The organism is Streptomyces sp. MB09-01, assembly GCF_033794505.1.
Taxonomy (GTDB): domain Bacteria; phylum Actinomycetota; class Actinomycetes; order Streptomycetales; family Streptomycetaceae; genus Streptomyces.
Genome location: NZ_JARAYQ010000141.1, coordinates 1 through 21,829, shown reverse-complemented (window position 1 = coordinate 21,829; position 21,829 = coordinate 1). Strand labels below are relative to the sequence as shown.

At 72.2% G+C, this 21,829-nt stretch carries 21 protein-coding genes; 11 read left to right on the top strand and 10 right to left on the bottom strand.

What is annotated here, in order from left to right; all coding sequences use genetic code 11:
• Positions 1–24 precede the first annotated feature (24 nt).
• The 5 genes from PV721_RS26385 (at position 25) to PV721_RS26365 (ending at position 6,359) form a co-directional block, all read left to right on the top strand.
• On the top strand, positions 25–579 hold the full coding sequence (locus PV721_RS26385) for a hypothetical protein (protein WP_319728318.1): 555 nt from the start codon (positions 25–27) through the stop codon (positions 577–579).
• A 143-nt stretch (positions 580–722) separates the two neighbouring features.
• Positions 723–2,684 carry an acyl-CoA dehydrogenase family protein gene (locus tag PV721_RS26380; RefSeq protein ID WP_319728315.1) on the top strand — a complete coding sequence of 654 codons (1,962 nt, stop codon included), beginning with the start codon at positions 723–725 and terminating at the stop codon, positions 2,682–2,684.
• 312 nt (positions 2,685–2,996) lie between these two features.
• Entirely contained in the window at positions 2,997–3,455 is a 459-nt protein-coding gene (locus PV721_RS26375; protein WP_319728313.1) for an LIC_13387 family protein, read from the top strand.
• A 261-nt stretch (positions 3,456–3,716) separates the two neighbouring features.
• Positions 3,717–3,989, top strand: coding sequence for a hypothetical protein (locus PV721_RS26370; protein ID WP_319728311.1), 273 nt, complete (start codon positions 3,717–3,719; stop codon positions 3,987–3,989).
• A gap of 750 nt (positions 3,990–4,739) precedes the next feature.
• Complete coding sequence (locus PV721_RS26365; protein ID WP_319728309.1) at positions 4,740–6,359, top strand: sigma-70 family RNA polymerase sigma factor; 1,620 nt, start codon at positions 4,740–4,742, stop codon at positions 6,357–6,359.
• A 45-nt stretch (positions 6,360–6,404) separates the two neighbouring features.
• On the opposite strand, the gene PV721_RS26360 is transcribed toward PV721_RS26365, so the two are convergent.
• Positions 6,405–7,265, bottom strand: coding sequence for an RNA polymerase sigma-70 factor (locus tag PV721_RS26360; RefSeq protein ID WP_319728307.1), 861 nt, complete (start codon positions 7,263–7,265; stop codon positions 6,405–6,407).
• Between the two features lie 21 nt (positions 7,266–7,286).
• On the opposite strand from PV721_RS26360, the gene PV721_RS26355 reads away from it, so the two are divergent.
• Positions 7,287–7,601 carry a hypothetical protein gene (locus PV721_RS26355; RefSeq protein ID WP_319728305.1) on the top strand — a complete coding sequence of 105 codons (315 nt, stop codon included), beginning with the start codon at positions 7,287–7,289 and terminating at the stop codon, positions 7,599–7,601.
• A 54-nt stretch (positions 7,602–7,655) separates the two neighbouring features.
• Here PV721_RS26355 and PV721_RS26350 read toward each other — a convergent pair whose 3' ends face one another.
• A complete protein-coding gene (locus PV721_RS26350) occupies positions 7,656–8,453 on the bottom strand; it encodes a class I SAM-dependent methyltransferase (protein ID WP_319728303.1) in 798 nt (265 codons plus the stop codon).
• A gap of 7 nt (positions 8,454–8,460) precedes the next feature.
• Positions 8,461–9,852 carry a glutamate decarboxylase gene (locus PV721_RS26345; protein ID WP_319728302.1) on the bottom strand — a complete coding sequence of 464 codons (1,392 nt, stop codon included), beginning with the start codon at positions 9,850–9,852 and terminating at the stop codon, positions 8,461–8,463.
• 287 nt (positions 9,853–10,139) lie between these two features.
• Here PV721_RS26345 and melC1 point away from each other — a divergent pair, with 287 nt between their 5' ends.
• Positions 10,140–10,529 carry an apotyrosinase chaperone MelC1 gene (melC1, locus tag PV721_RS26340; RefSeq protein WP_319728301.1) on the top strand — a complete coding sequence of 130 codons (390 nt, stop codon included), beginning with the start codon at positions 10,140–10,142 and terminating at the stop codon, positions 10,527–10,529.
• Positions 10,526–11,371 (top strand): tyrosinase MelC2, encoded by an 846-nt coding sequence (gene melC2, locus PV721_RS26335; protein WP_319728300.1) that lies wholly within the window; start codon positions 10,526–10,528, stop codon positions 11,369–11,371. Before melC1 ends, melC2 begins: the two co-directional genes overlap by 4 nt.
• On the opposite strand, the gene PV721_RS26330 is transcribed toward melC2, so the two are convergent.
• Together PV721_RS26330 and PV721_RS26325 are read right to left on the bottom strand one after the other, a co-directional pair.
• Positions 11,329–12,030 carry a response regulator gene (locus PV721_RS26330; protein WP_319728299.1) on the bottom strand — a complete coding sequence of 234 codons (702 nt, stop codon included), beginning with the start codon at positions 12,028–12,030 and terminating at the stop codon, positions 11,329–11,331. The genes melC2 and PV721_RS26330 overlap by 43 nt on opposite strands.
• Complete coding sequence (locus PV721_RS26325) at positions 12,027–13,727, bottom strand: ATP-binding protein (protein WP_416371187.1); 1,701 nt, start codon at positions 13,725–13,727, stop codon at positions 12,027–12,029. The genes PV721_RS26330 and PV721_RS26325 overlap by 4 nt, the downstream gene beginning before the upstream one ends.
• Before the next feature lie 105 nt (positions 13,728–13,832).
• Here PV721_RS26325 and PV721_RS26320 point away from each other — a divergent pair, with 105 nt between their 5' ends.
• The gene (locus PV721_RS26320) at positions 13,833–15,209 is read left to right on the top strand and encodes a cation:dicarboxylate symporter family transporter (protein WP_319728297.1); all 1,377 of its coding nucleotides are present in this window, start codon (positions 13,833–13,835) and stop codon (positions 15,207–15,209) included.
• Positions 15,210–15,474: 265 nt separating this feature from the next.
• A complete protein-coding gene (locus PV721_RS26315) occupies positions 15,475–17,250 on the top strand; it encodes a S8 family peptidase (protein ID WP_319728316.1) in 1,776 nt (591 codons plus the stop codon).
• 10 nt (positions 17,251–17,260) lie between these two features.
• Here PV721_RS26315 and PV721_RS26310 read toward each other — a convergent pair whose 3' ends face one another.
• From PV721_RS26310 to PV721_RS26295, 4 genes are all read right to left on the bottom strand, one after another.
• Positions 17,261–17,401 (bottom strand): hypothetical protein, encoded by a 141-nt coding sequence (locus PV721_RS26310; RefSeq protein WP_319728296.1) that lies wholly within the window; start codon positions 17,399–17,401, stop codon positions 17,261–17,263.
• Positions 17,402–18,067: 666 nt separating this feature from the next.
• Positions 18,068–18,250: a hypothetical protein gene (locus PV721_RS26305; protein ID WP_319728294.1), complete on the bottom strand. Its 183-nt coding sequence runs from the start codon at positions 18,248–18,250 to the stop codon at positions 18,068–18,070.
• 73 nt (positions 18,251–18,323) lie between these two features.
• A complete protein-coding gene (locus tag PV721_RS26300; RefSeq protein WP_319728292.1) occupies positions 18,324–18,992 on the bottom strand; it encodes a (2Fe-2S)-binding protein in 669 nt (222 codons plus the stop codon).
• A 76-nt stretch (positions 18,993–19,068) separates the two neighbouring features.
• On the bottom strand, positions 19,069–19,869 hold the full coding sequence (locus PV721_RS26295) for an alpha/beta fold hydrolase (protein WP_319728291.1): 801 nt from the start codon (positions 19,867–19,869) through the stop codon (positions 19,069–19,071).
• Positions 19,870–20,009: 140 nt separating this feature from the next.
• On the opposite strand from PV721_RS26295, the gene PV721_RS26290 reads away from it, so the two are divergent.
• Positions 20,010–20,696 carry a GNAT family protein gene (locus tag PV721_RS26290; RefSeq protein ID WP_319728289.1) on the top strand — a complete coding sequence of 229 codons (687 nt, stop codon included), beginning with the start codon at positions 20,010–20,012 and terminating at the stop codon, positions 20,694–20,696.
• A gap of 94 nt (positions 20,697–20,790) precedes the next feature.
• Here PV721_RS26290 and PV721_RS26285 read toward each other — a convergent pair.
• On the bottom strand, positions 20,791–21,829 hold a 1,039-nt coding region (locus PV721_RS26285; protein ID WP_319728288.1), incomplete at its 5' end, for a hypothetical protein.

Below are 21,829 nucleotides of genomic sequence, written 5' to 3'. Positions count from 1 at the left end.
CCCCCATCCCCAGGAGGAACGCTCATGAAGGACCCCAAGGCACCCACCGGCACGACCCGCATACGCGGCAACACGCTCCGCCCCGTCCTCACCGCCCTCGCCCTCCTCCTCGGCGCGCTCTTCGCCCCCGGGGTCGGCGTCCTCGGCGGCGCCGGCGAGGCTCACGCGGCCACCAAGATCAGCCACGCCACCGCGACCTCGATGTTCCGCGCCTCAGGGATCACCTGGTCCTCGTCCGGCGGCTGCTCGGACCGCAACAATCCGACCTGTACGTCCTTCGAACAGCTCAACCTCGCCACGGCGAAGGGCGCCCAGACCCTCAAGAGCGCCAGCGGATGCACCCTGAACATCACCGGCGGCACCGAAACCGGGCACGCCGGCGGCACCTACTCCCACTGGAACGGCTACAAGCTCGACTTCAGCAAGTACACGTGCGTCGGGAACTACATCAAGAGCACGTTCACTTACATCGGGGTGCGCGGTGACGGCGCCCCCCAGTGGAAGTCCGGCGCCGGAAACATCTACGCCGACGAGGGCAACCACTGGGACGTGACGTTCTACAACTGCGGCGGCTGCTGAACCGGAGCCGGCTGCCGGAGGGTGGCGGTCTGCCCGGACCTCCGGTCCGGGCAGACCGTACGACGGTCGTGGGACGACGCGCCGGCAGAACCTCCACTCGTTCGCGCCAGGTTGATCGTCCCGCGGCCGGGTAACGGACCGGCATGGCCCCCGAGAACGCTTCCACCCCCGCGACCGGTTACGTGCAGCCCGAGATCGACGTCTCTTCGCTGGGCGAGGTGCTCGACGGCGAGTACGCCGGGATCCGCGGCCTCGTCCGTACCAACCTGGCGACGTACGCCTCCGTCCTCGAAGAGGCCGAGGAGCTCGGCATCGACGCCTTTCGCGAGCGGGTGCTCGAGATCGTCGTCAAGATGGCCTCGACGGGCCAGACCGGCATGGGCTTTCCCGCCGAGTACGGCGGGGGCGGTGACGTCGGGGCCTCGATCGCCGCATTCGAGACGCTGGCCTTCGGCGATCTGTCGGTCCTGGTGAAGGTCGGCGTGCAATTCGGACTCTTCGGCGGCGCGATCCTGCACCTGGGCACCGCGCACCACCACGACGCCTACCTCCCGCGCCTGATCACCGGGGAGCTCATGGGGTGTTTCGCGATGACCGAGACCGGGCACGGCTCCAACGTCCAGGCGCTCGGCACCGTCGCGAAGTACGACACCGCGAGCCGGGAGTTCGTCATCACCACCCCCGACGACCACGCGCGCAAGGACTACATCGGCAACGCGGCCCGCCATGCCGAGCTGGCCGTCGTCTTCGCCCAGCTGGAGGTGGACGGCCGGTCCCGGGGCGTGCACGCCTTCGTCGTCCCGCTCCGGGTCCGCGGCGCGACGGCGCCCGGCGTCCGGATCGAGGACGACGGCCGCAAGATGGGGCTCAACGGTGTGGACAACGGCCGCATCTGGTTCGACGGCGTTCGGGTACCGCGCGAGGCACTGCTCAACAGGTTCGCCGACGTCACCCCCGAGGGCGTCTACGAGAGCGCGATCGACAACCCCAACCGGCGCTTCTTCACCATGCTCGGCACCCTGGTCCAGGGCCGGGTCAGCGTCTCCGGCGCCGGGATCAACGTCGCCAAGGTCGCCCTGTCGATCGCCACGAAGTACGCCGTGCGGCGCAGGCAGTTCGAGGCGGCCCCGGACACCGGGGAGCAGGTGCTCCTCGACTACGGACTGCATCAGCGCCGTCTGCTGCCGCTCATCGCCCGGACGTACGCCTTGCACTTCGCGCAGGACGTCGTGCGCACGCAGCTGCACGAGGTCTTCTCCGGCATCGAGGACGACGCGCGGGCGCGGCGCCGGCTCGAATCACGGGCCGCGGGCCTCAAGGCGCTCGGCACCTGGCACGCCACCCGGGTCGTCCAGGAGTGCCGCGAGGCGTGCGGTGGCGCCGGCTACCTGGCCGTCAACCGGTTCGCCGCCCTGAAGAGCGACAGCGACGTCTTCACCACCTTCGAAGGCGACAACCACGTCCTGCTGCAGCTCGTGGCCAAGGGGCTGCTCACCGATCACGCGAGCGAGTTCGAGGACCTCGACCAGCTGGGCATGGTCCGCTACGTCACCAACCTCGCCGTCGAGACGGTCATCGAGCGGACGTCGGCCCACAAACTGCTCGAACGGGTACGCGACCTGCTGCCCGGCGGCGACGAGTGGGACCGTGAAGCCGGGCTGCTCGACTCGGAGTATCAGCTCGCCATGGTCCGCTTCCGTGAGGAGCACATGCTCGCCGGCCTGGCCCGGCGGATCAAGCGCGGGATCGACCAGAAGCGCGATCCCGGCACCGTCTTCTCGCAGGTGCAGGACCACGTGATCGCCCTCGCGCGAGCGCACGTCGAGCGGCTGGTGACGGAGGCGTTCGTGGACAAGGTGCGCGCGATGCCCGAAGGGGGCGAGAAGGCGGCGCTCGCCCTCCTCTGCGACCTGTTCGCCCTGTCGACGATCGAGGCGGACCGGGCCTGGTTCATGGAGCACGGGCGGCTGACCGTCCAGCGTTCCAAGGCGATCAGCCGCGAGGTGAACGGCCTCTGCCGCAAGGTGCGTCCCCTCGCGGTCGACCTCGTCGACGCCTGGGGCATCCCGTCCGCCTTGCTGCGGGCGCCGGACCTCCTGGGCTGACCGGGCCCGGGCGGGCAGGCCCCGGCCGTCGGGCGCGAGAACACTTCGGCCGGGCCTCCCCGCCCTGCGACGCGGTTGCGGCCTCGCGCACCCTCCCGGGAATCCGCCCTCATCCCCGGCGAACAGGGGACGAGGTTATCCCTGCAGGGCTCACGAGGCCGGTCTGCCCGTGCCTCCCCCGTTGGCGTGGAAGGCCGCGTCGTTTCGGCCGGGCGGTCTCACGCACCACGGAACCTCTACAGGTGTAGAGTTCCATCCAGCTTGGACCTCTACAGATGTAGAGGTCGATCTGATCCAGCCTCAGGAGTCACCATGAGCGCACCCACCCTCTCTGTTCTCCGGCGCAAGTCCGGGGCGCTGCGGCCCTTCAAGGTGGGGATCGGCGGCTTCGCGCTGCTGGGTACGGCCCACCTCGCCCTTGCCGGCGCCGCGGCCTGGGGCGATCCGACCCCGCAGCAAGAAGCCTCCTCCGCAGCCATGCGGGCAACGAGCATGACCCTGCTGGGCCTGGAGCGCAGCACCCTCGACGTCGTCAACGGCATGAGTTCCGTCATGGCCCTGTTCGTCATCTCCTGCGCCCTCCTGGCCCTGTTCGCCGCCCGGCACTCCCCGGCCCTCGTCGAGCGGCGCACCGCCTTCGGGTGGACACTCCTCGCCGCCTCTCTCGTCGGCCTGGCCATATCCGCCTTCTACCTTCCCCTTCCGCCGATCGCCGTCCTCACCGTCACCAGTTGCGCCTTCGCCCTGTCCCTGCGCCGGGCGGCTCCCTGAACCGGGGGCCGGGGGCAGTGCGATTCCCCGAACCGGGGGCAGCGCGCTCGGCCTCACGGTCCTGCGCAGACGCCAGCGGGTGCGTGCGGCGGGGGGCTGCTCTAGCGTCGAAGGTGGAAGGGGAGGCTTGGCCGAGCCGGTCCGGTGCGGGGCCCGGGCACCGCGGCCGTACACAGCCCGCGTGCGCTCGACGCCGTTCCCGCGCGGATCCGGCACACAGGTCCCGGGCCGCGCGACGATCCCGGAGAGCAGGTGCATCACATGCGCACGTCTACCCGTATCGCAGGTGTCCTCACCGGTCTGACCCTCGCCCTCGGTGGAGCGGCCCTCGTGGCCCCCGCCGCCCACGCGGATGTCACGGCCTGCATCAACCAGGTCGAACGCGAGTTGCAGGGCGGTGAAGCCTCGGCCGCCATCCGGACGGCGTGCTACGACGCCCAGTCCGGCAACCACGAGAAGTGTGTGACCGGCCTGACCGCGAGCAGTGTGACCAACGGGACCGCGGTGAGCGCCTGCAAGGTGGCCCCCGACTAGAGCTCGGACCCCGGGTCAGGCCCGCTTTCCTGGTGCCGCTGCCACGCCGGTCGGACCGTCGCCCACGGCCCCTGTGTCCGTTGCGCGGGCTGTCGGGGTGTCGATGACCGAGAGGGTGTCCCGCGTCGAAGGTTCTGACGTAGACCAGGGAGCCGCCCGGGCTGACAGCGAGGCCGTTGGGGCCGTCTCCCACGGCGGCGGGTGCTGATCACGGACACGTTGTCCGACAACGAGGGCATCGGGCCGCGGGGACGGCCCGGCTGCCGGCGTCCCGGCGGCTGCGCCGGCCAGGCTTCCCGGCCCCATCAGCGCCGCAGTCACACAGAGCACCACGGCTGCTCGCCGCCCCATGTCCTGATCTCTCGTCATGGGGCCACGCTAGGGATCACTGGTGCGATGGGGGACCGGAACGGCCGCTGATGCCTGCCGACCCGGTCCGTGGGCGGCGGTGGGCCGACCACGCCGTCGCGGTGGCCGACCGCCCGGCTCGAACCGCGAGGCCGAGCGCCGCCCTTGCCCGAACGGGCCGGGGGCGGCGCTCGGTCACGCCCTGCTCCGGCCCCCGGCTGCGGCCTCCACCCCCGGCCGTGCTTCCATGTGGTTCCGCGTCCCTTCGCCCACACGGCCCGCTCCGGAGGCCGGGGAAACTACTTTCCGAAAAACTTTCGGGATAAGTGTTATCGAGGCCCCAGTCGACGGTCTCCCAGGTATCGGGCATCATCGACCGCCGGTACGGACAGGGAACATCACATGAGTACTCAGCACACGGCAGCGCTGGTGGCAGCGGCCCGCGCGGGCGACCCCCGCGCGCAGGACGAGCTCGTCAGCGCCCATCTCCCGCTCGTCTACAACATCGTCGGTCGGGCGCTGAACGGCTCCTGCGACGTGGACGACGTGGTGCAGGACACGATGCTGCGGGCGCTCGACGGGCTGGGCGGCCTGCGCGCCGACGAGAGCTTCCGGTCCTGGCTGGTGGCGATCGCGATGAACCGGGTGCGGGCGCACTGGCAGGCCCGGCAGAGCGGCTTCGGCGAGAGCACGCTGGAGGCGGCCTACGACGTCGCCGACCCGGGGGCCGACTTCGTCGACCTGACCGTCGTACGCCTCAACCTGGCGGGCCAGCGGCGCGAGACGGCCCGGGCCACGCGCTGGCTGGAGCCCGAGGACCGGGCGCTGCTGTCGCTGTGGTGGCTGGAGTGCGCCGGGGAGCTGACGCGGGCGGAGGTGGCCTCCGCGCTGGAGCTGTCCCCGCAGCACACGGCGGTCCGGGTCCAGCGGATGAAGGCGCAGCTGGAGTCGGCCCGGGTGGTGGAGCGTGCGCTGGAGGCCAATCCGCCGTGCGAGGAACTGCGGGCCGTGATGGCGGGCTGGGACGGCCGGCCCTCGGCGCTGTGGCGCAAGCGAATAGCCCGGCACGCGCGGGAATGCGTACGGTGCTCCGGGCTGTGGAGCGGACTGGTTCCGGCGGAGGGGCTGCTGGCCGGTCTGGCCCTCGTACCGGTGTCGGCGGCCCTGCTGGCAGGGGTGCGGACGGCCGGGGCGGCAGGCTTCGCCCCCGTAGCCGCGGCCTTCGCCGACGGAGCCGAGGACGGCTTCGCCGACACGGCGACCCAGCTCACTCCGGTCGACAGTGCGGGCGGTGGCCGGGGCGAGCTGCGCAAGCGGCGGCGCAGCGGTCGCCGCCGGGTGGTCGGCGGCGCGGTGCTGGCCGCCTGTGTCGCGGGCGGCGGCCTCGTGTACCTCGGCGGACTCCCGGGTTCCGGTGAGCCGACGGACGGCGGCACCACGCCCGCCGCCCCGCTGGCCGCGCTGTCGGCGACCGAGTCCGCGCTCCCGTCGGAGTCGGCCTCGCCGTCGCCCTCCGCGTCCCCCTCGCCCTCCGCGTCGGCCTCCGCCTCGCCGAGCCCGTCCGCGAGCCCGAGTCCGACGCAGAGCCGCAGCACCTCGCCCAGCCCGCGGCCTTCGGCGCCCAAGCCGGCGCCCGCCCCGCCGGGGATCGCCGGCCAGGTCCTGGCCCTGGTCAACACCGAGCGGGCGGCCGCCGGCTGCGGCCCCCTCAAGGAGGACGCGCAGCTGCGCGCTGCCGCTCAGGGGCACTCCGACGACATGGCGGCGCGGGACTTCTTCTCACACACCAACCCCGACGGCTCGGACCCGGGGCAGCGGACCACCGCGGCCGGATACCGCTGGTCGACCTACGGCGAGAACATCGCCAAGGGCCAGCAGACCGCGCAATCGGTCATGGACTCGTGGATGAAGAGCCCGGGCCACCGCGCGAACATCCTCAACTGCTCCTTCAAGGACCTCGGCGTGGGCGTCCACCAGGGCGCCGGCGGCCCCTGGTGGACGCAGAACTTCGGCGCCCGGTAACCCCGGGGCCACCCGGCGCGGCGCCCCGCGGGGCGCCGCCCCCGTTCAGGGGTGGGCCTGGATGCCGCGCAACTTCTCCGGGTTGACGGTGATGCGCAGCGCGGTGATCCGGCCGTCGACGGCCTCGAAGGTCATCGCGCCGATGTGAACGCCGTCGAGCACGAGCAGGAGGCCGGGCTCGCCGTTGATCTCGGCGACGCGCATCTCCCCCTCGCCGGTCCGCGGTTTGGCCAGGACGCCGAGCCACCAGCGGGCGACGCGTTCGGCGCCGTACAGCGGGCGGCGGGCGGCGGTGACGACACCGCCTCCGTCCGACCAGGTGACGACGTCGGGGGCGAGGAGTTCGAGCACTTCGCCCAGGTTTCCGCCGGAGCAGGCCGCGCGGAACTTCTCGGCGATCTCCCGCTGTTCGGCCGCGCCGGCGGTGAAGCGGGGGCGCCGGGCCTGGACGTGTTCACGGGCCCGGTGCGCGCACTGGCGGACGTTGGCCTCGGACTTGCCGACGACCTCCGCGATCTCCGCGTAGGGGTACCCGAACACCTCGCGGAGCATGAACACCGCGCGCTCGGTCGGGGTCAGGGTCTCCAGTACGACCAGGACCGCCATGGAGACGGTGTCGGTCAGTTCGGCTTCCTCGGCGATGTCGGGCGAGGTGAGGAGGGGTTCGGGGAGCCAGGGCCCGACGTACGCCTCCCGGACGGCCTGGGCGGACCTCAAACGGTTCAGGCTCAGGTTGGTGACGGTGCGCACCAGGTAGGCCCTGGGGTGCTCGACGGCCGTCCGGTCGGTGCGGTTCCAGGCGAGCCAGGCGTCCTGCACGATGTCCTCGGCGTCGGCGACGCTGCCCAGCATGCGGTACGCGGCGGCGAACAGCACGCGCCGGTGCTCCTCGAAATGATCGGTCATGATCGCCACCGTGGCATCGGCGTGCCGATCGATCAAGAGCGGTCACCTCGCGGCGAGCACGCGCAGTGCTTCGGCGCAGCCCTGACGGCTCGGAGCCCCGGCCCGGCCTTCGCCTTGGCGCTGGACACCTGCGTGTTCGTCCTGACCATCCGGTACGCGTACGAGGCGGGCCGCACCAGCCGGGCGGGGACGCTCGTCGGCTTCGGGGATCCGAAGGCCTCGGCGGTCGTCCGGAGGTGGGTGCCGAAGCCCGTCGGGGTGTCGCGGACGATCGGCCAGCAGTACGTTCTTCGTCTCGTTCGTGCCCATGGGACGAGCGGCCGGCTCGGAACGTGACACCGCCGCATGTGACCCGGGGCGCTCTCCTCCGATGGCCGGGACCCATGCGCCTCACGGTCGCCGGCCCCGGACCGCCCAGGCGCGGGCGGCGAGGGAGACCGAGCCGTCCGGGCCGGTGGGGAGGGTCGCGGCGAGCCGGGTGCGCAGCCGGTCCCGGGCGGCGGGCGCGAGGGTCGCGACGTAGCCGGGGGCCGGTCCCTGGCCGGACAGGAAGGGCTCCCACAGGTCCGCGAAACCCTGGAAGACGGTCGGCACCTCGATCGGGGCGACCGTCACCTCGACCAGCCCCGCCCCGGTCCAGAGCGCGCGCAGCGGACCCGGGCGGCACAGCGGGAACCTCCGGCCCTCGTCCAGCGCGGAGGCCGCCGGGTCGACCGAGGCCGCGGCGTCCCAGAAGCGGCGCAGGAGGGCCATGCCCTCGGCGTAGTCCCACACGTACGCCGCGACCAGCCCGCCCGGCCGGACCACCCGGGCGGCCTCGGCGGCCGCCGCCCCGGGCGGTTCCAGGAAGTTGAGGGCCAGCCCGCTGACGACCGCGTCGAACGCCGCGTCGCGGAACGGCAGCGCCGACGCGTCGGCCACGGCGAAGCGGGCCGGCGCGGGCGCGGCGGCCCGGGCCGCGCGCAGGAATCCGGGGGACCGGTCCAGTCCCACCACGGCGCGCGGCCGGCACCGGGCCGCCACCGCCGCGGTCAGCGCTCCGGTGCCGCAGCCCACGTCCAGCCACCGCATACCGCTGCGGCCGCCGAGCCGTGCCACGAACACCTCGCCGACCTGACGGCTCCACCGGCCCATGTACCGCTCGTAGGCGTCCCCCTCCGCCCACACGTCGGACGGCCGTTGCCCCATGCGGCGGCTAGTGGTGGAAGCCGGACCGGGGCGCCGCGGCCGGCACGGGCGGGGGTGAGGCCTGCAGGTGCTCCACGGCGTGGCGCAGGTCGGCGACGAGCAGGGCGATCTGGTCGCGGGTCACGCCGTGCCGGACGAGGACCCGCTGGATGACCGTGTCGTCGCGGTCGGCGGGCAGCGGGTACGAGGGCACCTGCCAGCCCCTCATGCGCAGCCGGTCGGAGAGGTCGTAGAGGGTGAAACCGGCCGCTTCCGGGTCGGCGAGCCTGTAGGAGACCGCCGGGAGGCCGCCCTCGCCGTCGTAGAGGAGGGTGAAGGGGCCCATCTGGGCGATCTCGCGGGCCAGGTACTGGGCGGTCTCGGCGCAGGCCAGCTGGACGCGCCGGTAGCCGCCGCGGCCTAGGCGCAGGAAGAGGTAGTACTGGGCGATGATCTCGCCGCCGGGGCGGGAGAAGTTGAGGGCGAAGGTCGGCATGTCGCCGCCCAGGTAGTCGACGTCGAAGACGAGGTCCGCGGGCAGCAGGTCGGCGGTGCGCCAGACGATCCAGCCGACTCCGAGGGGCGCGAGCCCGTACTTGTGGCCGGAGGTGTTCACGGAGGCGACGCGCGGGAGCCGGAAGTCCCACACCACGTCGGGGTGGAGGAAGGGTGCGACGAAGCCGCCGCTGGCGCCGTCCACGTGGATGGGGACGTCCCAGCCGTGCTCGGCCTGGATCCGGTCGAGTTCGGCGGCGATCTCGGCGACGGGCTCGTAGACGCAGGTGTAGGTGACGCCGAGGATGGCGACGACGCCGATGGTGTTCTCGTCGACGTAGGTGGCGAGCTGATGGGGCAGCAGGCCGTTGGCGCCGGGCTCCATCGGGACCTGGCGCAGCTCGACGTCGAAGTAGCGGGCGAACTTCTCCCAGCAGACCTGGACGGGGCCGCAGACCAGGTTGGGGCGGTCCGTGGGGAGGCCGGCGGCGCGACGGCGCTCGCGCCAGCGCCATTTGAGGGCGAGGCCGCCGAGCATGGCGGCCTCGCTGGAACCGGTGGTGGAGCAGCCGGTCGCGGTGGCGCCGGCGGGGGCGTTCCACAGGTCGGCGAGGATGTTGACGCAGCGGGACTCGATCTCCGCGGTCTGCGGGTACTCGTCCTTGTCGATCATGTTCTTGTCGAGGCAGTCGTTCATCAGCCGGTGGACGCCCTCGTCCGACCAGGTGGTGCAGAAGGTGGCCAGGTTCTGGGCGGCGTTGCCGTCCAGGAGGAGTTCGTTGCGGAGCAGTTCGTAGACGACCTCGGTGGGCGAGTGGTCCTCGGGCATCCGGTACTTGGGGAGGACCTCGCCGCTCAGCGCGGACGCGAACACGTCCGTATCGGCGTCGCGGGAGCGCGTGTCCTTCGTCTCATGAAGAGCCATATCGGGACTATAGGTGACAAAGCCCATCAATCCGGGACGAGAACGAGGCGACGCGAGCGACGGATGACGCTCTGCTTCCAGCCGACTCTGGGGTGTGACCCCCCGCATACGCGCCCTGAGGATCCGAAGAAATTACTGTCGAGTAGGCTCGATCCCGCAGATCTTCCCGTTAGAACCGCAGGAGCCGGTCCGGACGGGAAGATCATCCAACTTGTTCTACGGGAAACTTATCCGCTGATGTCCGGATCCCGGCCCGTCGTTTCCTTTGCCCTGATACCTCTCGGGCCATGAACAAGATCACCCGCCGTCAGGCCTTGGGTACAACTGCCGGTGCACTCACCGTCCTTGGCCTCACCGCTACCGCCGCGAGCGTCGCCACGAGCGCCGCCGCGACCCCCACCGCGTCCACACCCCCGGGCACGGTCGACGAGGTCTACAAGGGCCGCCGCATTCAGATCACCCCGGGCGAGGGCGGCCACCACGGCGGCCACCACTCCCCCGGCCAGCCGACCGTACGAATAGACGGCCGCGAACTGCACGTGATGCGCAACGCCGACGGAACCTGGATCAGCGTGATCAACCACTACGAGACCTTCTCCGACCCCACCCTGCTCGCCCGCGCCGCGGTGCGCGACCTCCAGGGCGCCACCCTCGCCCCCTTCGGTGGTGCGGCATGACCGTCCGCAAGAACCAGGCCACGCTGACCGCCGACGAGAAGCGCGCCTTCACCTCGGCCCTGCTGGAGCTCAAGCGCACCGGCAGCTACGACCGCTTCGTCACCACCCACAACGGCTTCATCATGAGCGACACCGACTCGGGCGACCGGGTCGGCCACCGCTCCCCGTCCTTCCTTCCCTGGCACCGCCGGTTCCTGCTGGAATTCGAGGCGGCGCTGCAGAAAGTGGACGCGAACGTCGCGCTTCCCTACTGGGACTGGACCGTTGACCGCACCTCCCGCTCCTCCCTCTGGGCCCCCGACTTCCTCGGCGGCACCGGACGGGCCCGCGACGGACAGGTCCTCGACGGCCCCTTCGCGTACGCGACGGGCAAGTGGAACATAGACGTACGGGTGGACGGGCGCCCGTACCTGCGGCGCGCGCTCGGCACGGGCGTCGCCCAGCTGCCGACCAAGGCCGAGGTCGACTCCGTGCTCGCCATGCCGGTCTACGACATGGCTCCCTGGAACAGCTCCTCCAACGGCTTCCGCAACCACCTGGAGGGCTGGCGCGGCGCCAACCTGCACAACCGGGTGCACGTGTGGGTCGGCGGGCAGATGTCCACCGGAGTCTCCCCGAACGACCCGGTGTTCTGGATGCACCACGCCTTCATCGACAAGCTGTGGGCCGACTGGCAGGCGCGGCATCCGCAGTCGACCTACCTGCCGGCCGCGGGCACGGCGAACGTCGTGGACCTGAACGACACGATGCGGCCGTGGAACGACGTGACGCCGGCCGACATGCTGGACCACCGGAAGTTCTACACGTTCGACACCGAACCGGCCGCCGCCAGCCAACGGTAGTGCAGTTCGGGGCGGCCGACCTGGCCGTACCGGGGAGTGCGGTCCGCGCGGCCGGTGTCCACCAGGTGCTCCAGGTAGCGGCGTGCGGTGATCCGGGAGATCCCCGCCGCCTCGGCCGCCCCTGCCGCGGTCAGCCCCTCGGGCGCCGCCCGCAGCAGGGCGGCGACCCGGTCCAGGGTCGGCGCGCTCAGCCCCTTGGGCAGCTCGGCCGGGCGGGGCGCGCGCAGGGCTGCCATCGCCCGGTCCACGTCGTCCTGGCCGGCCGCCTCGCCCGCGGTCGCGCGGAACTCGGCGTAGCGCAGGAGCCGTTCGCGCAGCGTGGGGAAGGCGAAGGGCTTCAGTACGTACTGGACCACGCCGAGTGAGACGCTCTCGCGCACCACGGCCAGGTCCCGTGCGGAGGTCACCACGATCACGTCCACGGGATGTCCGGCGGCGCGCAGCCCGCGTGCGTAGCGCAGGCCGTGCCCGTCGGGCAGGCCGAGGTCGAGCAGCAGCAGGTCGACGCGGGTCCGCTCCAGGACCCGGGTGGCCTCGGCGAGGGAGTGGACGGCGCCGACGGCGCTGAAGCCGGGCACCCGGCCCACGTAGAGCGCGTGGGCGTCGGCGGCGACCGGATCGTCCTCGACCACCAGGACGCGTACGTCGCCCGCGCTCACCGCGGCCCCCCGGCGGCCGGGTCCGGGGCCGCCTCGCCCCGCAGGGAGGCGACCGGCGGGGAGGCGACCGGCGGGGACACGGCCGGGTCCGGAGTCTGCGCGCCCTGCGGGGACGCGACCGGCAGGCGGACCGTGAACTCCGCTCCGCCGCCCGGACCCTGCGCGGCGATCACCGTGCCGCCGTAGCGCTGTGCCACCTGCTGGACCAGGGCGAGGCCGAGGCCGCGCCCCTCCCCCTTTCCGGACCAGCCCCTGCGGAACACGTCCACTCCGTCGGGCAGTCCGGGTCCGTTGTCGGCGACCCGCAGCAGCAGCTCGTCCCGTTCCGGCCGCAGCGTCACCGCGATCCTGGCGCCCGGTACGGCGGTCACGGCGTCGACCGCGTTGTCGATGAGGTTGCCCAGCACCGTGACCAGGTCACGGGCCGGCGGCAGCCCTCCCCCGTCGGCGAGGCTGCGGCTGTCCGCGGTGACGACCAGCTCCACCCCCCGCTCGTGCGCCTGGGCGGCCTTGCCCAGCAGGAGCGCCACCAGCACCGGCTCCCCGACCGCGGTGACCACTTCGTCGGTGAGGGCCTGGGCCAGTTCCAGCTCGGCGGTGGCGAAGTCCACCGCCTCGTCCGCACGGCCCAGTTCGATGAGGGAGACCACGGTGTGCAGCCGGTTGGCCGCCTCGTGGGCCTGGGAGCGCAGGGCCTGCGTGAAACCCCGCTCGTGATCCAGCTCGCCCGTCAGCGCCTGCAGCTCCGTGTGGTCGCGCAAGGTGACCACCGTGCCCCGGCGGCCGCCGCCCGCGACCGGCGAACTGTTCACGACCAGCACCCGGTCGGCGGTCAGGTGCACCTCGTCCACCCGGGGCCGGTCGGCGAGCAGGGCTCCGGTGAGGGGGGCCGGCAGACCGAGGTCGGCGACGCCGGTGCCGGTGATCTCGCCGCCCGGCAGGCCCAGCAGTTCCCGCCCGGCGTCGTTGATCAGAGTGATCCTGCGCTGCCCGTCGAGCATGAGCAGCCCCTCGCGGACCCCGTGCAGGGCCGCCTGGTGGTAGTCGTACATCCGGCTGAGCTCGGCCGCGTTCATCCCATGAGTGTGGCGGCGCAGCCGGGCGTTGACGACGTACGTGCCGACCCCGCCGAGGGCGAGGGCGGCGGCCGCGACCCAGGCGAGGGCGGAGAGCTGTGCCCCGAGCCGGTCGCTGATCGCGCGGACGGTGATCCCGGCGCTGACGAGGCCGACGATCCGGCCGTCGTCCTCGAGCGGGGTGACCACGCGGATGGAGGGGCCGAGGGTGCCGGTGTAGGTCTCGCTGAAGGTCTCGCCGCGCAGCGCGGGGGCGGTGTTGCCCATGAAGGGCTCGCCGATCCGGCGCGGGTCGGGGTGGGTCCAGCGCCGCCCGTCGAGGTCCATGATCGTGACGAAGTCCACCCCGGAGTCCGCGCGGACCTTCTGGGCGTAGGGCTGGAGCTCGACGGAGGGGTCGCTGCCGCGGGCCGCTCCCCGGACGGCCTCGCGTACGGAGGGTGAGTCGGCGACGGCGTGGGCCACGGCACCGGCCTGCCGCCGGGCGGCGTCCTCGGCCTGGCCCCGGGCGGTGACGTACGCGTAGACGGCGCAGCCCGCGACGACCAGTGCGACCAGCAGCACCTGCATGGCGAAGAGCTGTCCGGCGAGGCTGCGCGGAGGCCGGGGGAAGCGGAACATGCCGCTCAGTGTGCACCGGGCCGTGAACTCAATGAACGCAAGGGTGACCGGGGTCACAGCCCTGGGCGATGGTCTCCCCGAACGTATTCACCACCGGGAGGCATCGTGGCCGCCAGACGCGACAGAACGCACTATCTCTACATCGCGGTGATCGGCGCGGTGCTGCTCGGCATCGCCGTCGGCTTCGCCGCACCCGGCGTGGCCGTGGAGCTCAAGCCACTGGGCACCGGCTTCGTCAACCTCATCAAGATGATGATCTCGCCCGTGATCTTCTGCACGATCGTGCTGGGCATCGGATCCGTCCGCAAGGCCGCCAAGGTGGGCGCCGTGGGCGGGCTCGCCCTCGGCTACTTCATGGTCATGTCCACGGTCGCACTGGCCATCGGCCTGCTGGTCGGCAACCTGCTCGAGCCCGGCAGCGGGCTGCACCTGACCGAGGCGGCGCGCAGCGCGGGCGAGGCGCAGGCCAAGGCGGGCGGCGCCGAGAGCACGCCGGAGTTCCTGCTCGGGATCATCCCGACCACGCTGGTGTCCGCCTTCACCGGGGGCGAGGTGCTCCAGACGCTGCTGGTGGCGCTGCTCTGCGGGTTCGCACTGCAGGCCATGGGAACGGCCGGGGAACCGCTGCTGCGGGGCATCGGGCACCTGCAGAAGCTGGTGTTCCGGGTCCTCGCGATGATCATGTGGGCGGCTCCGGTGGGCGCCTTCGGGGCCATCGCCGCGGTCGTCGGGGCCACCGGCATCGACGCGCTGAAGTCCCTCGCCGTCATCATGATCGGCTTCTACACGACCTGCCTGCTGTTCGTGTTCGTGGTCCTGGGCACGCTGCTGCGGGTGTGCACGGGGGTCAGCGTCTTCGCCCTGCTGCGCTATCTGGGCCGGGAGTTCCTGCTGATCCTTTCGACCTCCTCGTCGGAGTCGGCGCTGCCGCGGCTGATCGCGAAGATGGAGCACCTGGGGGTGTCGCGGCCGGTCACCGGCATCACGGTGCCCACCGGGTACTCCTTCAACCTGGACGGGACCGCGATCTACCTGACGATGTCCTCGCTGTTCGTCGCCGAGGCGATGGGCAAGCCGCTCGCCTTGGGCGAGCAGATCTCGCTGCTGCTGTTCATGATCATCGCCTCGAAGGGCGCGGCCGGGGTGACCGGCGCCGGCCTGGCCACCCTCGCCGGCGGACTGCAGTCGCACCGGCCGGAGCTGGTGGACGGGGTCGGCCTGATCGTGGGCATCGACCGGTTCATGAGCGAGGCGCGGGCCCTGACCAACTTCGCGGGCAACGCGGTCGCGACGGTGCTCATCGGTACGTGGACGAAGGAGTTCGACCGCGCGCGGGCCGCCGAAGTCCTCGCCGGCCGGATGCCGTTCGACGAGACCACGCTGGTCGACGACGGATACCGGACGGAGCCGGCCGAGCCGGAGCCGGCGCCGGCCGCCGTGCCGATCCCCTCGCACGTCCCCAAGGACGGTGTACCGGTCTAGCCGGTCCGCCCGCACGGGCCGGCCGGGCAGGGCTCGCCCCCACGGTGCCCAGCCCGGTCGGCCCGCCGCATTCTGCGCAGTTGTACCCATAGTCGGAATTCGACTACCGATAAACGAACCTCCATGCTGCAAAAGGTACTTCCGCAGCAGGCCGTGTGCATGACATCTTGCGTCCACCACTTGTTTCGTACGACCCGGCATGACCACCGGGTCTTCGGAGGACGCATTGATACCCCACATATCCAGCCGACCTCGACGTACCCTCGTGCTGGCCGCCACGCTCGGCGCGGCACTCGCTTTCGGGGCTCCCGCCGCACTCGCCGGCACCGCCCCGGTCTCTCCCTCCGGCTCCCCCGCCCCGGCCCCCGCTGCGGCGGCGCCCCGGGCCGCGGCCCCGACTTCCCAGAGTGCGACCTGGGTTGCCGGCACGCGCGCCTACCTCGTGATCACCGCCCCCGGTGACACCACGGCGGTGCGCAACGCCGTCACCTCCAACGGCGGCACGGTCTTCCAGTACTACGACGCGATCGGTGTGATCGTCGCCCACTCCGCGTCCGGCACCTTCGCCACCACCATGCGCGGTGTCAGCGGTGTCCAACAGGTCGGCGCCACCCGCACCTCGGACGTGCCGGCGGACGCCTACAACCCGGCGCTGCCCGCCAACCCGGCGCAGTCCACGACGCCTTCGGGCGAGCCCGTCCGCGCCGACATGACGCAGATCAAGGCCGACCAGGCCTGGGCCGTCACCACCGGCTCCGCCTCCGTCAAGGTCGGCATCCTGGACACCGGTGTGGACGACCAGCACCAGGACCTGGCCCCGAACTTCAACGCGGCGGACTCCGCGTCCTGCGCCTACGGCAAGCCGGACACCCGTTCCGGCGCCTGGCGGGACGTCGGCACCCACGGCACGCACGTGGCCGGTACGGTCGCCGCCGCCAAGAACGGCAAGGGCGTCATCGGCGTGGCCCCGGGCGTGAAGATCTCCTCGGTGCGCATCGCCGAGCCCGGCTCCTCGCTCTTCTTCGCTGAGAACACCGTCTGCGGCTTCATGTGGGCCGGTGACCACGGCTTCAAGGTCACCAACAACAGCTACTACACGGACCCGTGGCAGTTCAACTGCCCGGACAACGCCGACCAGGCCGCGATCATCGAGGGCGTCAAGCGCGCCCAGGAGTACGCCGAGGGCAAGGGCTCGCTGCAGGTCGCGGCGGCCGGCAACTCCAACATCGACCTGGCCAACAAGACGACCGACACCGAGTCCCCGAACGACTCGACCCCGGTCACCCGCACCATCACCAACGCCTGCCTGGACATCCCGACCGAACTCCCGGGCGTCGTCACGGTCTCGGCGATGGGCACCACCGCGAAGGCCTCGTACTCCAACTACGGCCTGAACGTCGTCGACGTGACGGCCCCCGGCGGCGACGCCACCGGCATCTACAGCACCCTGCCGGGCGGCAAGTACGGCAGCATGAGCGGCACCTCGATGGCCTCGCCGCACGTCGCGGGTGTGGCCGCGCTGCTGGCCAGCACCAACCCGGGCATCACCCCGGCGCAGCTGCGCGACAAGCTGGCCACCCAGGCCAACGACGTCGCCTGCCCGTCGGACAGCCGGTGCAAGGGCACCACCGCGAAGAACGGCTTCTTCGGCGAGGGACAGGTCGACGCCCTCAAGGCGGTCGGCTCCACCCCGCCGCCCGGCAAGTACTTCGAGAACCCGGGTGACTTCGCCATCGGCGACAACACCACCGTGGAGAGCCCGATCACCGTCAGCGGGGTGACCGGCAACGCCCCGGCCACCCTCAAGGTCGGCGTGAACATCGTGCACACCTACATCGGTGACCTCAAGGTCGACCTGATCGCACCCGACGGCACCGTCTACACCGTCCACAACCGGGCCGGCGGCAGCACGGACAACATCAACCAGGTCTTCACCGTCAACGCCTCCTCCGAGGTCGCCACCGGCACCTGGAAGCTCCGCGTGAACGACAACGCCGGCGGCGACACCGGCAAGATCGACTCCTGGAACCTGACCTTCTGAGAAGGCGGTCCTAGGACCTGAGCACGTCCGCGAGCCAGTCGAACACGACGTCGCAGTGCTGCTGGGGGGCCATCGGGGAGCAGTGCAACTGCGCCCCGGTGGCCTCCGTCATCTTCACGTACTCCTTGCGCGAGCGGAGCAGGTCGTACATCTGCTGGGGCCTGCGGGGTCAGTTCCGGAACCACCTCCTCGTTCCAGATCAGGTTCGTCTCCTCCTTGTCGGCCGTGACGATGTCGCGCAGCTCCTTGTCGAATCCGAGCCAGGGGCTCACACAGCCCGGCTGGCAGGCGACCGCCGCGAGCCGGTGCTCGAAGGCGGCGGCGCGGGCCACGAGGTTGCCGCCCGTGCTGAGGCCGGTGAGTGCGATCCGTGCGCTGTCCACCTCCTTGCGCGCGTCCAGCCAGTCGACGCAGGTGCGTGCTGCCGTACGGGACCTTCGCGCGCACGGCGGCCGGGCTGCAAAGCTGGGTGAACGTGTCCCATGCCGTGCGTCCGGCCTGGTACACCGCCTTCTCGTCCCCGGGGTGGTCGGTGCCGAGGACGTAGAACAGCGCTGGGCGTAGTACGGGGCGGCGCGCAGGGAGCGGAAGCGCCGGGTCTGCGAGGGGGCCTCGTGGCCGCCCCGGCCGGCGGCCGGCGGCGCGGCGAGCTCGTCGCCCCAGGAGCGGAAGGTGTCGCTGAAGGTCTGCTCCGACAGCCCGGCGGCGTTGATCGCATTGACCGCGGTGAGCACCTCGCCGACCTCGGAGGCCTGCATGCCGGCCCCGCCGAGGGCGAGCAGGCCGGCGAAGTTGAACCCCGGGTCGGCGAAGAGCTTCATCGCCGCCGGCGCGGGGTCCGGGTCCGCGGCGGACGGTTCGGCCGAGCCGGAGGGCCGGGCCCGGCGGCGGCGGCCGGGGCGCCGCCGCCCAGGGCGAGGGAGCCGGCACCGGCGGCGAGCCCGGTGAGCGCGGCGCGGCGGGTCAGCTCGGACGGCTGGTGCGGTGAGCGAGCGGTCATGCAGCGGACCGTAGGAGGAGCGCCGGGGGCGCCGCAGCTTGCCACACCTGCGCTCATTCGAACGGCCGTGCGGCTACCGGGTCCGCAGCACGCAGTCCCCGCAGAGCCCGCCACCCGGCACCTGGTAGTAGAGACAGCAACTGCGCCGTACGAAGGCCACCCCGAGGCCCTCCTCGTGGATGAACGTGCCGGTCCCCGCAAGGGCCCCGCCCTCGGCCAGCAGGGCGCCGGCCAGTGCCACGGCCGCGCCGCCCGGAACGCGGTCGATCAGCACCCGCAGCGCCCCGACCAGCCCGGACGCGGCGTTCCCCCGCAGGACCTTCTGCGAGACCCCGAACCGCTCCCGCAGGCCCGCGTCGAGCTGGGCCAGGTTCCCGAGGACTGTCTCCCCGAGCGTTTCGGCCGGCAGGTCCGCGGGTTCGGGCAGCCACAGCTCCAGCGACCCCGCGGCCGGCAGCCGCCACCACACCCGGTCAGCGGCCAGGTCCGGCACCCGCCCGGCCAGCGCCGCGCACCCCAGCCCGAGCGACCACAGCCGGGAGGCGATGCCGAGCTGTGCGGTCGAGGCGGCCACCCGGCCCGGGCCGCTGCCGATCCGCCGGCCCACCTCGGCCACGTACGGCCCGAGCCGCTCCCCGTACAGCGCCGTCAGCGGCCGGAAGCCGGGCCCTGGCGGCTCCGTACCGTACGGGACGGAGAAGAAGGGCCCCACGGCGGCCAGTCGCCGCAGTACGTCGTCCATGCCCGCAATGATCTCAGCCCGGCCGGGGGATCCCCGGCCGGGCCCGACCGCGTGCGGCCGTACCGCGGCGGACGGCTCAGAGCCCGGCGAGGAACTCCAGCAGCGCCCGGTTGAAGGCCTCCGGCTGCTCGACCCCGGGCAGGTGCCCGGCTCCCTCGATGACGGTGAGCACCGCGTTCGGCAGCAGTGCGTGCAGGGCCTCGGCCTCCGCGACCGGGGTGTAGACGTCGTCAGCGCCGACCAGCACCAGGCAGGGCTCTTCCGTCTCGGCGAGCACGGGCCGGTAGTCGGGGCGCTCGGCCCGGCCGCGCAGGGCGGCGGCCGCGCCCTGCGGGTCGGTCGCGCACATCATGGCGCTCACCCGTGCGGCGGCCTCCGGCATGCCAGTCACGTTGTACGGCGCCAGCATCTTGTCAATGACCTCCTCGGCGTACGGCCGCAGGCCCTCGGCGACCAGCCGTTCGGCCGTCTCCCGGCGGAGCTTCTTGCCGTCGTCCGTCTCCGGAACCGGGGAGGTGTCGGAGAGCACGAGGGCCCGTACCAGACCCGGGTGGCGCAGTCGGAGCTCCATGGCGATCTGACCGCCCATGGACACACCACCGACGACCACCTGTTCGATGCCCAGCGAGGCGAGGAGGGAGGCGAGATCGTCCGCGAGATCGGCGAGCAGGGCCTTGCCCGGAAGCACCGGGCTCTCCCCGTATCCCCGCAGGTCAGGGGCTATCACACGGTATCCGGCGGCGGTGAGCGCGGCCGTCTGGGGGGCCCACATCGTGCGGTTGAAGGGATGTCCGTGGATCAGGATTACGGGCGCTCCGCCGCGGGGACCAAAGTCATCGAAAATCAGCGTCACACCATTGCCAAATTGGGGGTTCATGAGAGGACATTAAGGGGCTACATTGAGCCACTCGCGTTCACCTGACAGCCGGTTGCCTTTCACTCGTGTTTTGCACGGGGGGCGACGTCATGGACGCAGACTGTGCAACCACCCCACCGCCCAGAAGGACCGAAGGCTCCGTGCCCGTACCCGTACACCTCGCGGGCCGCACCGTGCGGCTCGAGCCCCTCGCCCCCCACCACACCGAGGCTCTGGCCGTGGCCGGGGCCGAGGATCGTACGACTTACGCCTTCACCCCCGTACCCCATGGGGTGCAGGCGTCCCACGAGTACATCGACCGTGCCCTCGCCGATCAGGCGGCGGGTCGATCGCTCCCCTTCGCCGTCGTCAGAGCCACTGACGGGTGCGTCGTCGGTTCGACCCGGTTCCTGGAACTCGACTACTGGCAGGGGCCGCTGGTGTGGCCCGCCGTGCCGGGCGTCCCGTTCGGCGATCCGGCGACGGCGATCCCCGATGCCGCCGAGATCGGCAATACCTGGCTGTCCCCCGCCGCCCAGGGAACCGGCATCAACACCGAGGCGAAGCTGCTCATGCTCCGCCATGCCTTCGAGACCTGGGGTGTGCGGCGCATCTCGCTGCGCGCCGATGCGCGCAACGGCCGGTCGCGCGCCGCGATGGAACGTCTCGGCTTCACCTGCGAGGGGGTCCGCCGGGCCCATTCGCGGGGGCTGGACGGCGCCGTCCGCAGCACCGCCTTCTACTCGATCCTCGACGAGGAGTGGCCGGCCGTGCGGTCGATCATCGAGCTGAGGCTGTCGGCCGGCGCGCAGCGCAAGCGGCGCCGCAAGACGCTGATCCCGGCCTAGCCGGAACAGACAAACGGAAAAACGGTCCTCCCCTGCTCCGGCATGCCCTCGGGCGGCGTCGGGGCGGGTTTTCCCGGGCGTCGCCGCGGCCTCCTCACCCGAGGAAGGCCGGGGCGAGGGCCGAGTCCATGAGCCGGGTGGGAGCGCCGCTCCCGTCGGCCGGTACGGCGTACAGGTCGGCACCGAAGTCCCCCGGGAGGGCGTAGACGACGGTCCGGTCGTCCGTCCACACCACCTGGTCGTCCACGCTCCGCGCCTCACCGAGCGGGGTCTCCGCACCGGAGGCCAGGTCCAGTGCGTACAGCCGCCACGGCGCCTCGGCCGGCAGGTCCGGCACCCGCTTCTTGAACACCAGCCGGGTCCCGTCGGGCGACAGCGACGGGCACTCGACGTTCTCCCGCAGGGTGGTCACCGTCCGCGAGCCCAGGTCCCCGCGGACCAGGTGGGTCCGGCCGCCGGTCGCCAGCGTCGCGTAGAAGGTCCGCTCGTCGGCGGCGAAGGTGACCCCCCAGAAATTCACGTCGGCGGCGCGGTAGGGCTTGCCGTCCTTGAGGATCTCGAAGTCCTCCAGCGAGGCGTCGAGCCTGCCGGTGTGCAGGTCGAGCACCGAGGTCCGCGTCGAGAAATTCGTACCCGCGTACGAGTCCCCGCCCACGAAGACGGTCCAGGCGGCGAGGTGTCCGCCGGGCGAGACCCGGGCGCGGGTGGGGACGCCGTTCAGCGGATGCGCGGACACCTCCTTCAGGCGGGCGTCTAGCACCACGACCTTGTAGCCGTCCTGGACCCCGCTGCGGTCGGCCCGGAGGCAGATCCCGGTGCCGCCGGCCGCGTGGAAGCGCAGGCAGCTCACCCCGGACGCGGTGCGGGCCCCCTCCGGCGCGCCGGCCGGCACGGTGGCGAGCTCGTCGCGGTGCGGTCCCCAGGCCATGTTCCGGAACACGATCCGGCGCCCGCCCTGGCCCGGCTCCAGGGAGACCGTGCCTTCCGAGAGGCTCGGACCGCCCGCCTGCGCGTGGTCCTTCTCCTCGGCCCGGGACGATGCCCGCAGGACGGCGAGCATGCCCACGGCGGTGAGCAGGAGCACCGCGGTGGCGAGCAGCAGGATCCGGCGCTGGAAGGTCATGGAGAGACTC

What these genes read in the sequence shown, in the direction of transcription:
- PV721_RS26385 (WP_319728318.1), top strand. Translation starts at nt 25, where the DNA reads ATGAAGGACCCCAAGGCACCCACCGGCACGACCCGCATACGCGGCAAC.
- PV721_RS26380 (WP_319728315.1), top strand. Translation starts at nt 723, where the DNA reads ATGGCCCCCGAGAACGCTTCCACCCCCGCGACCGGTTACGTGCAGCCC.
- PV721_RS26375 (WP_319728313.1), top strand. Translation starts at nt 2,997, where the DNA reads ATGAGCGCACCCACCCTCTCTGTTCTCCGGCGCAAGTCCGGGGCGCTG.
- PV721_RS26370 (WP_319728311.1), top strand. Translation starts at nt 3,717, where the DNA reads ATGCGCACGTCTACCCGTATCGCAGGTGTCCTCACCGGTCTGACCCTC.
- PV721_RS26365 (WP_319728309.1), top strand. Translation starts at nt 4,740, where the DNA reads ATGAGTACTCAGCACACGGCAGCGCTGGTGGCAGCGGCCCGCGCGGGC.
- PV721_RS26360 (WP_319728307.1), bottom strand. Translation starts at nt 7,265, where the DNA reads ATGACCGATCATTTCGAGGAGCACCGGCGCGTGCTGTTCGCCGCCGCG.
- PV721_RS26350 (WP_319728303.1), bottom strand. Translation starts at nt 8,453, where the DNA reads ATGGGGCAACGGCCGTCCGACGTGTGGGCGGAGGGGGACGCCTACGAG.
- PV721_RS26345 (WP_319728302.1), bottom strand. Translation starts at nt 9,852, where the DNA reads ATGGCTCTTCATGAGACGAAGGACACGCGCTCCCGCGACGCCGATACG.
- melC1 (WP_319728301.1), top strand. Translation starts at nt 10,140, where the DNA reads ATGAACAAGATCACCCGCCGTCAGGCCTTGGGTACAACTGCCGGTGCA.
- melC2 (WP_319728300.1), top strand. Translation starts at nt 10,526, where the DNA reads ATGACCGTCCGCAAGAACCAGGCCACGCTGACCGCCGACGAGAAGCGC.
- PV721_RS26325 (WP_416371187.1), bottom strand. Translation starts at nt 13,727, where the DNA reads ATGTTCCGCTTCCCCCGGCCTCCGCGCAGCCTCGCCGGACAGCTCTTC.
- PV721_RS26310 (WP_319728296.1), bottom strand. Translation starts at nt 17,401, where the DNA reads ATGTACGACCTGCTCCGCTCGCGCAAGGAGTACGTGAAGATGACGGAG.
- PV721_RS26305 (WP_319728294.1), bottom strand. Translation starts at nt 18,250, where the DNA reads ATGACCGCTCGCTCACCGCACCAGCCGTCCGAGCTGACCCGCCGCGCC.
- PV721_RS26300 (WP_319728292.1), bottom strand. Translation starts at nt 18,992, where the DNA reads ATGGACGACGTACTGCGGCGACTGGCCGCCGTGGGGCCCTTCTTCTCC.
- PV721_RS26295 (WP_319728291.1), bottom strand. Translation starts at nt 19,869, where the DNA reads ATGAACCCCCAATTTGGCAATGGTGTGACGCTGATTTTCGATGACTTT.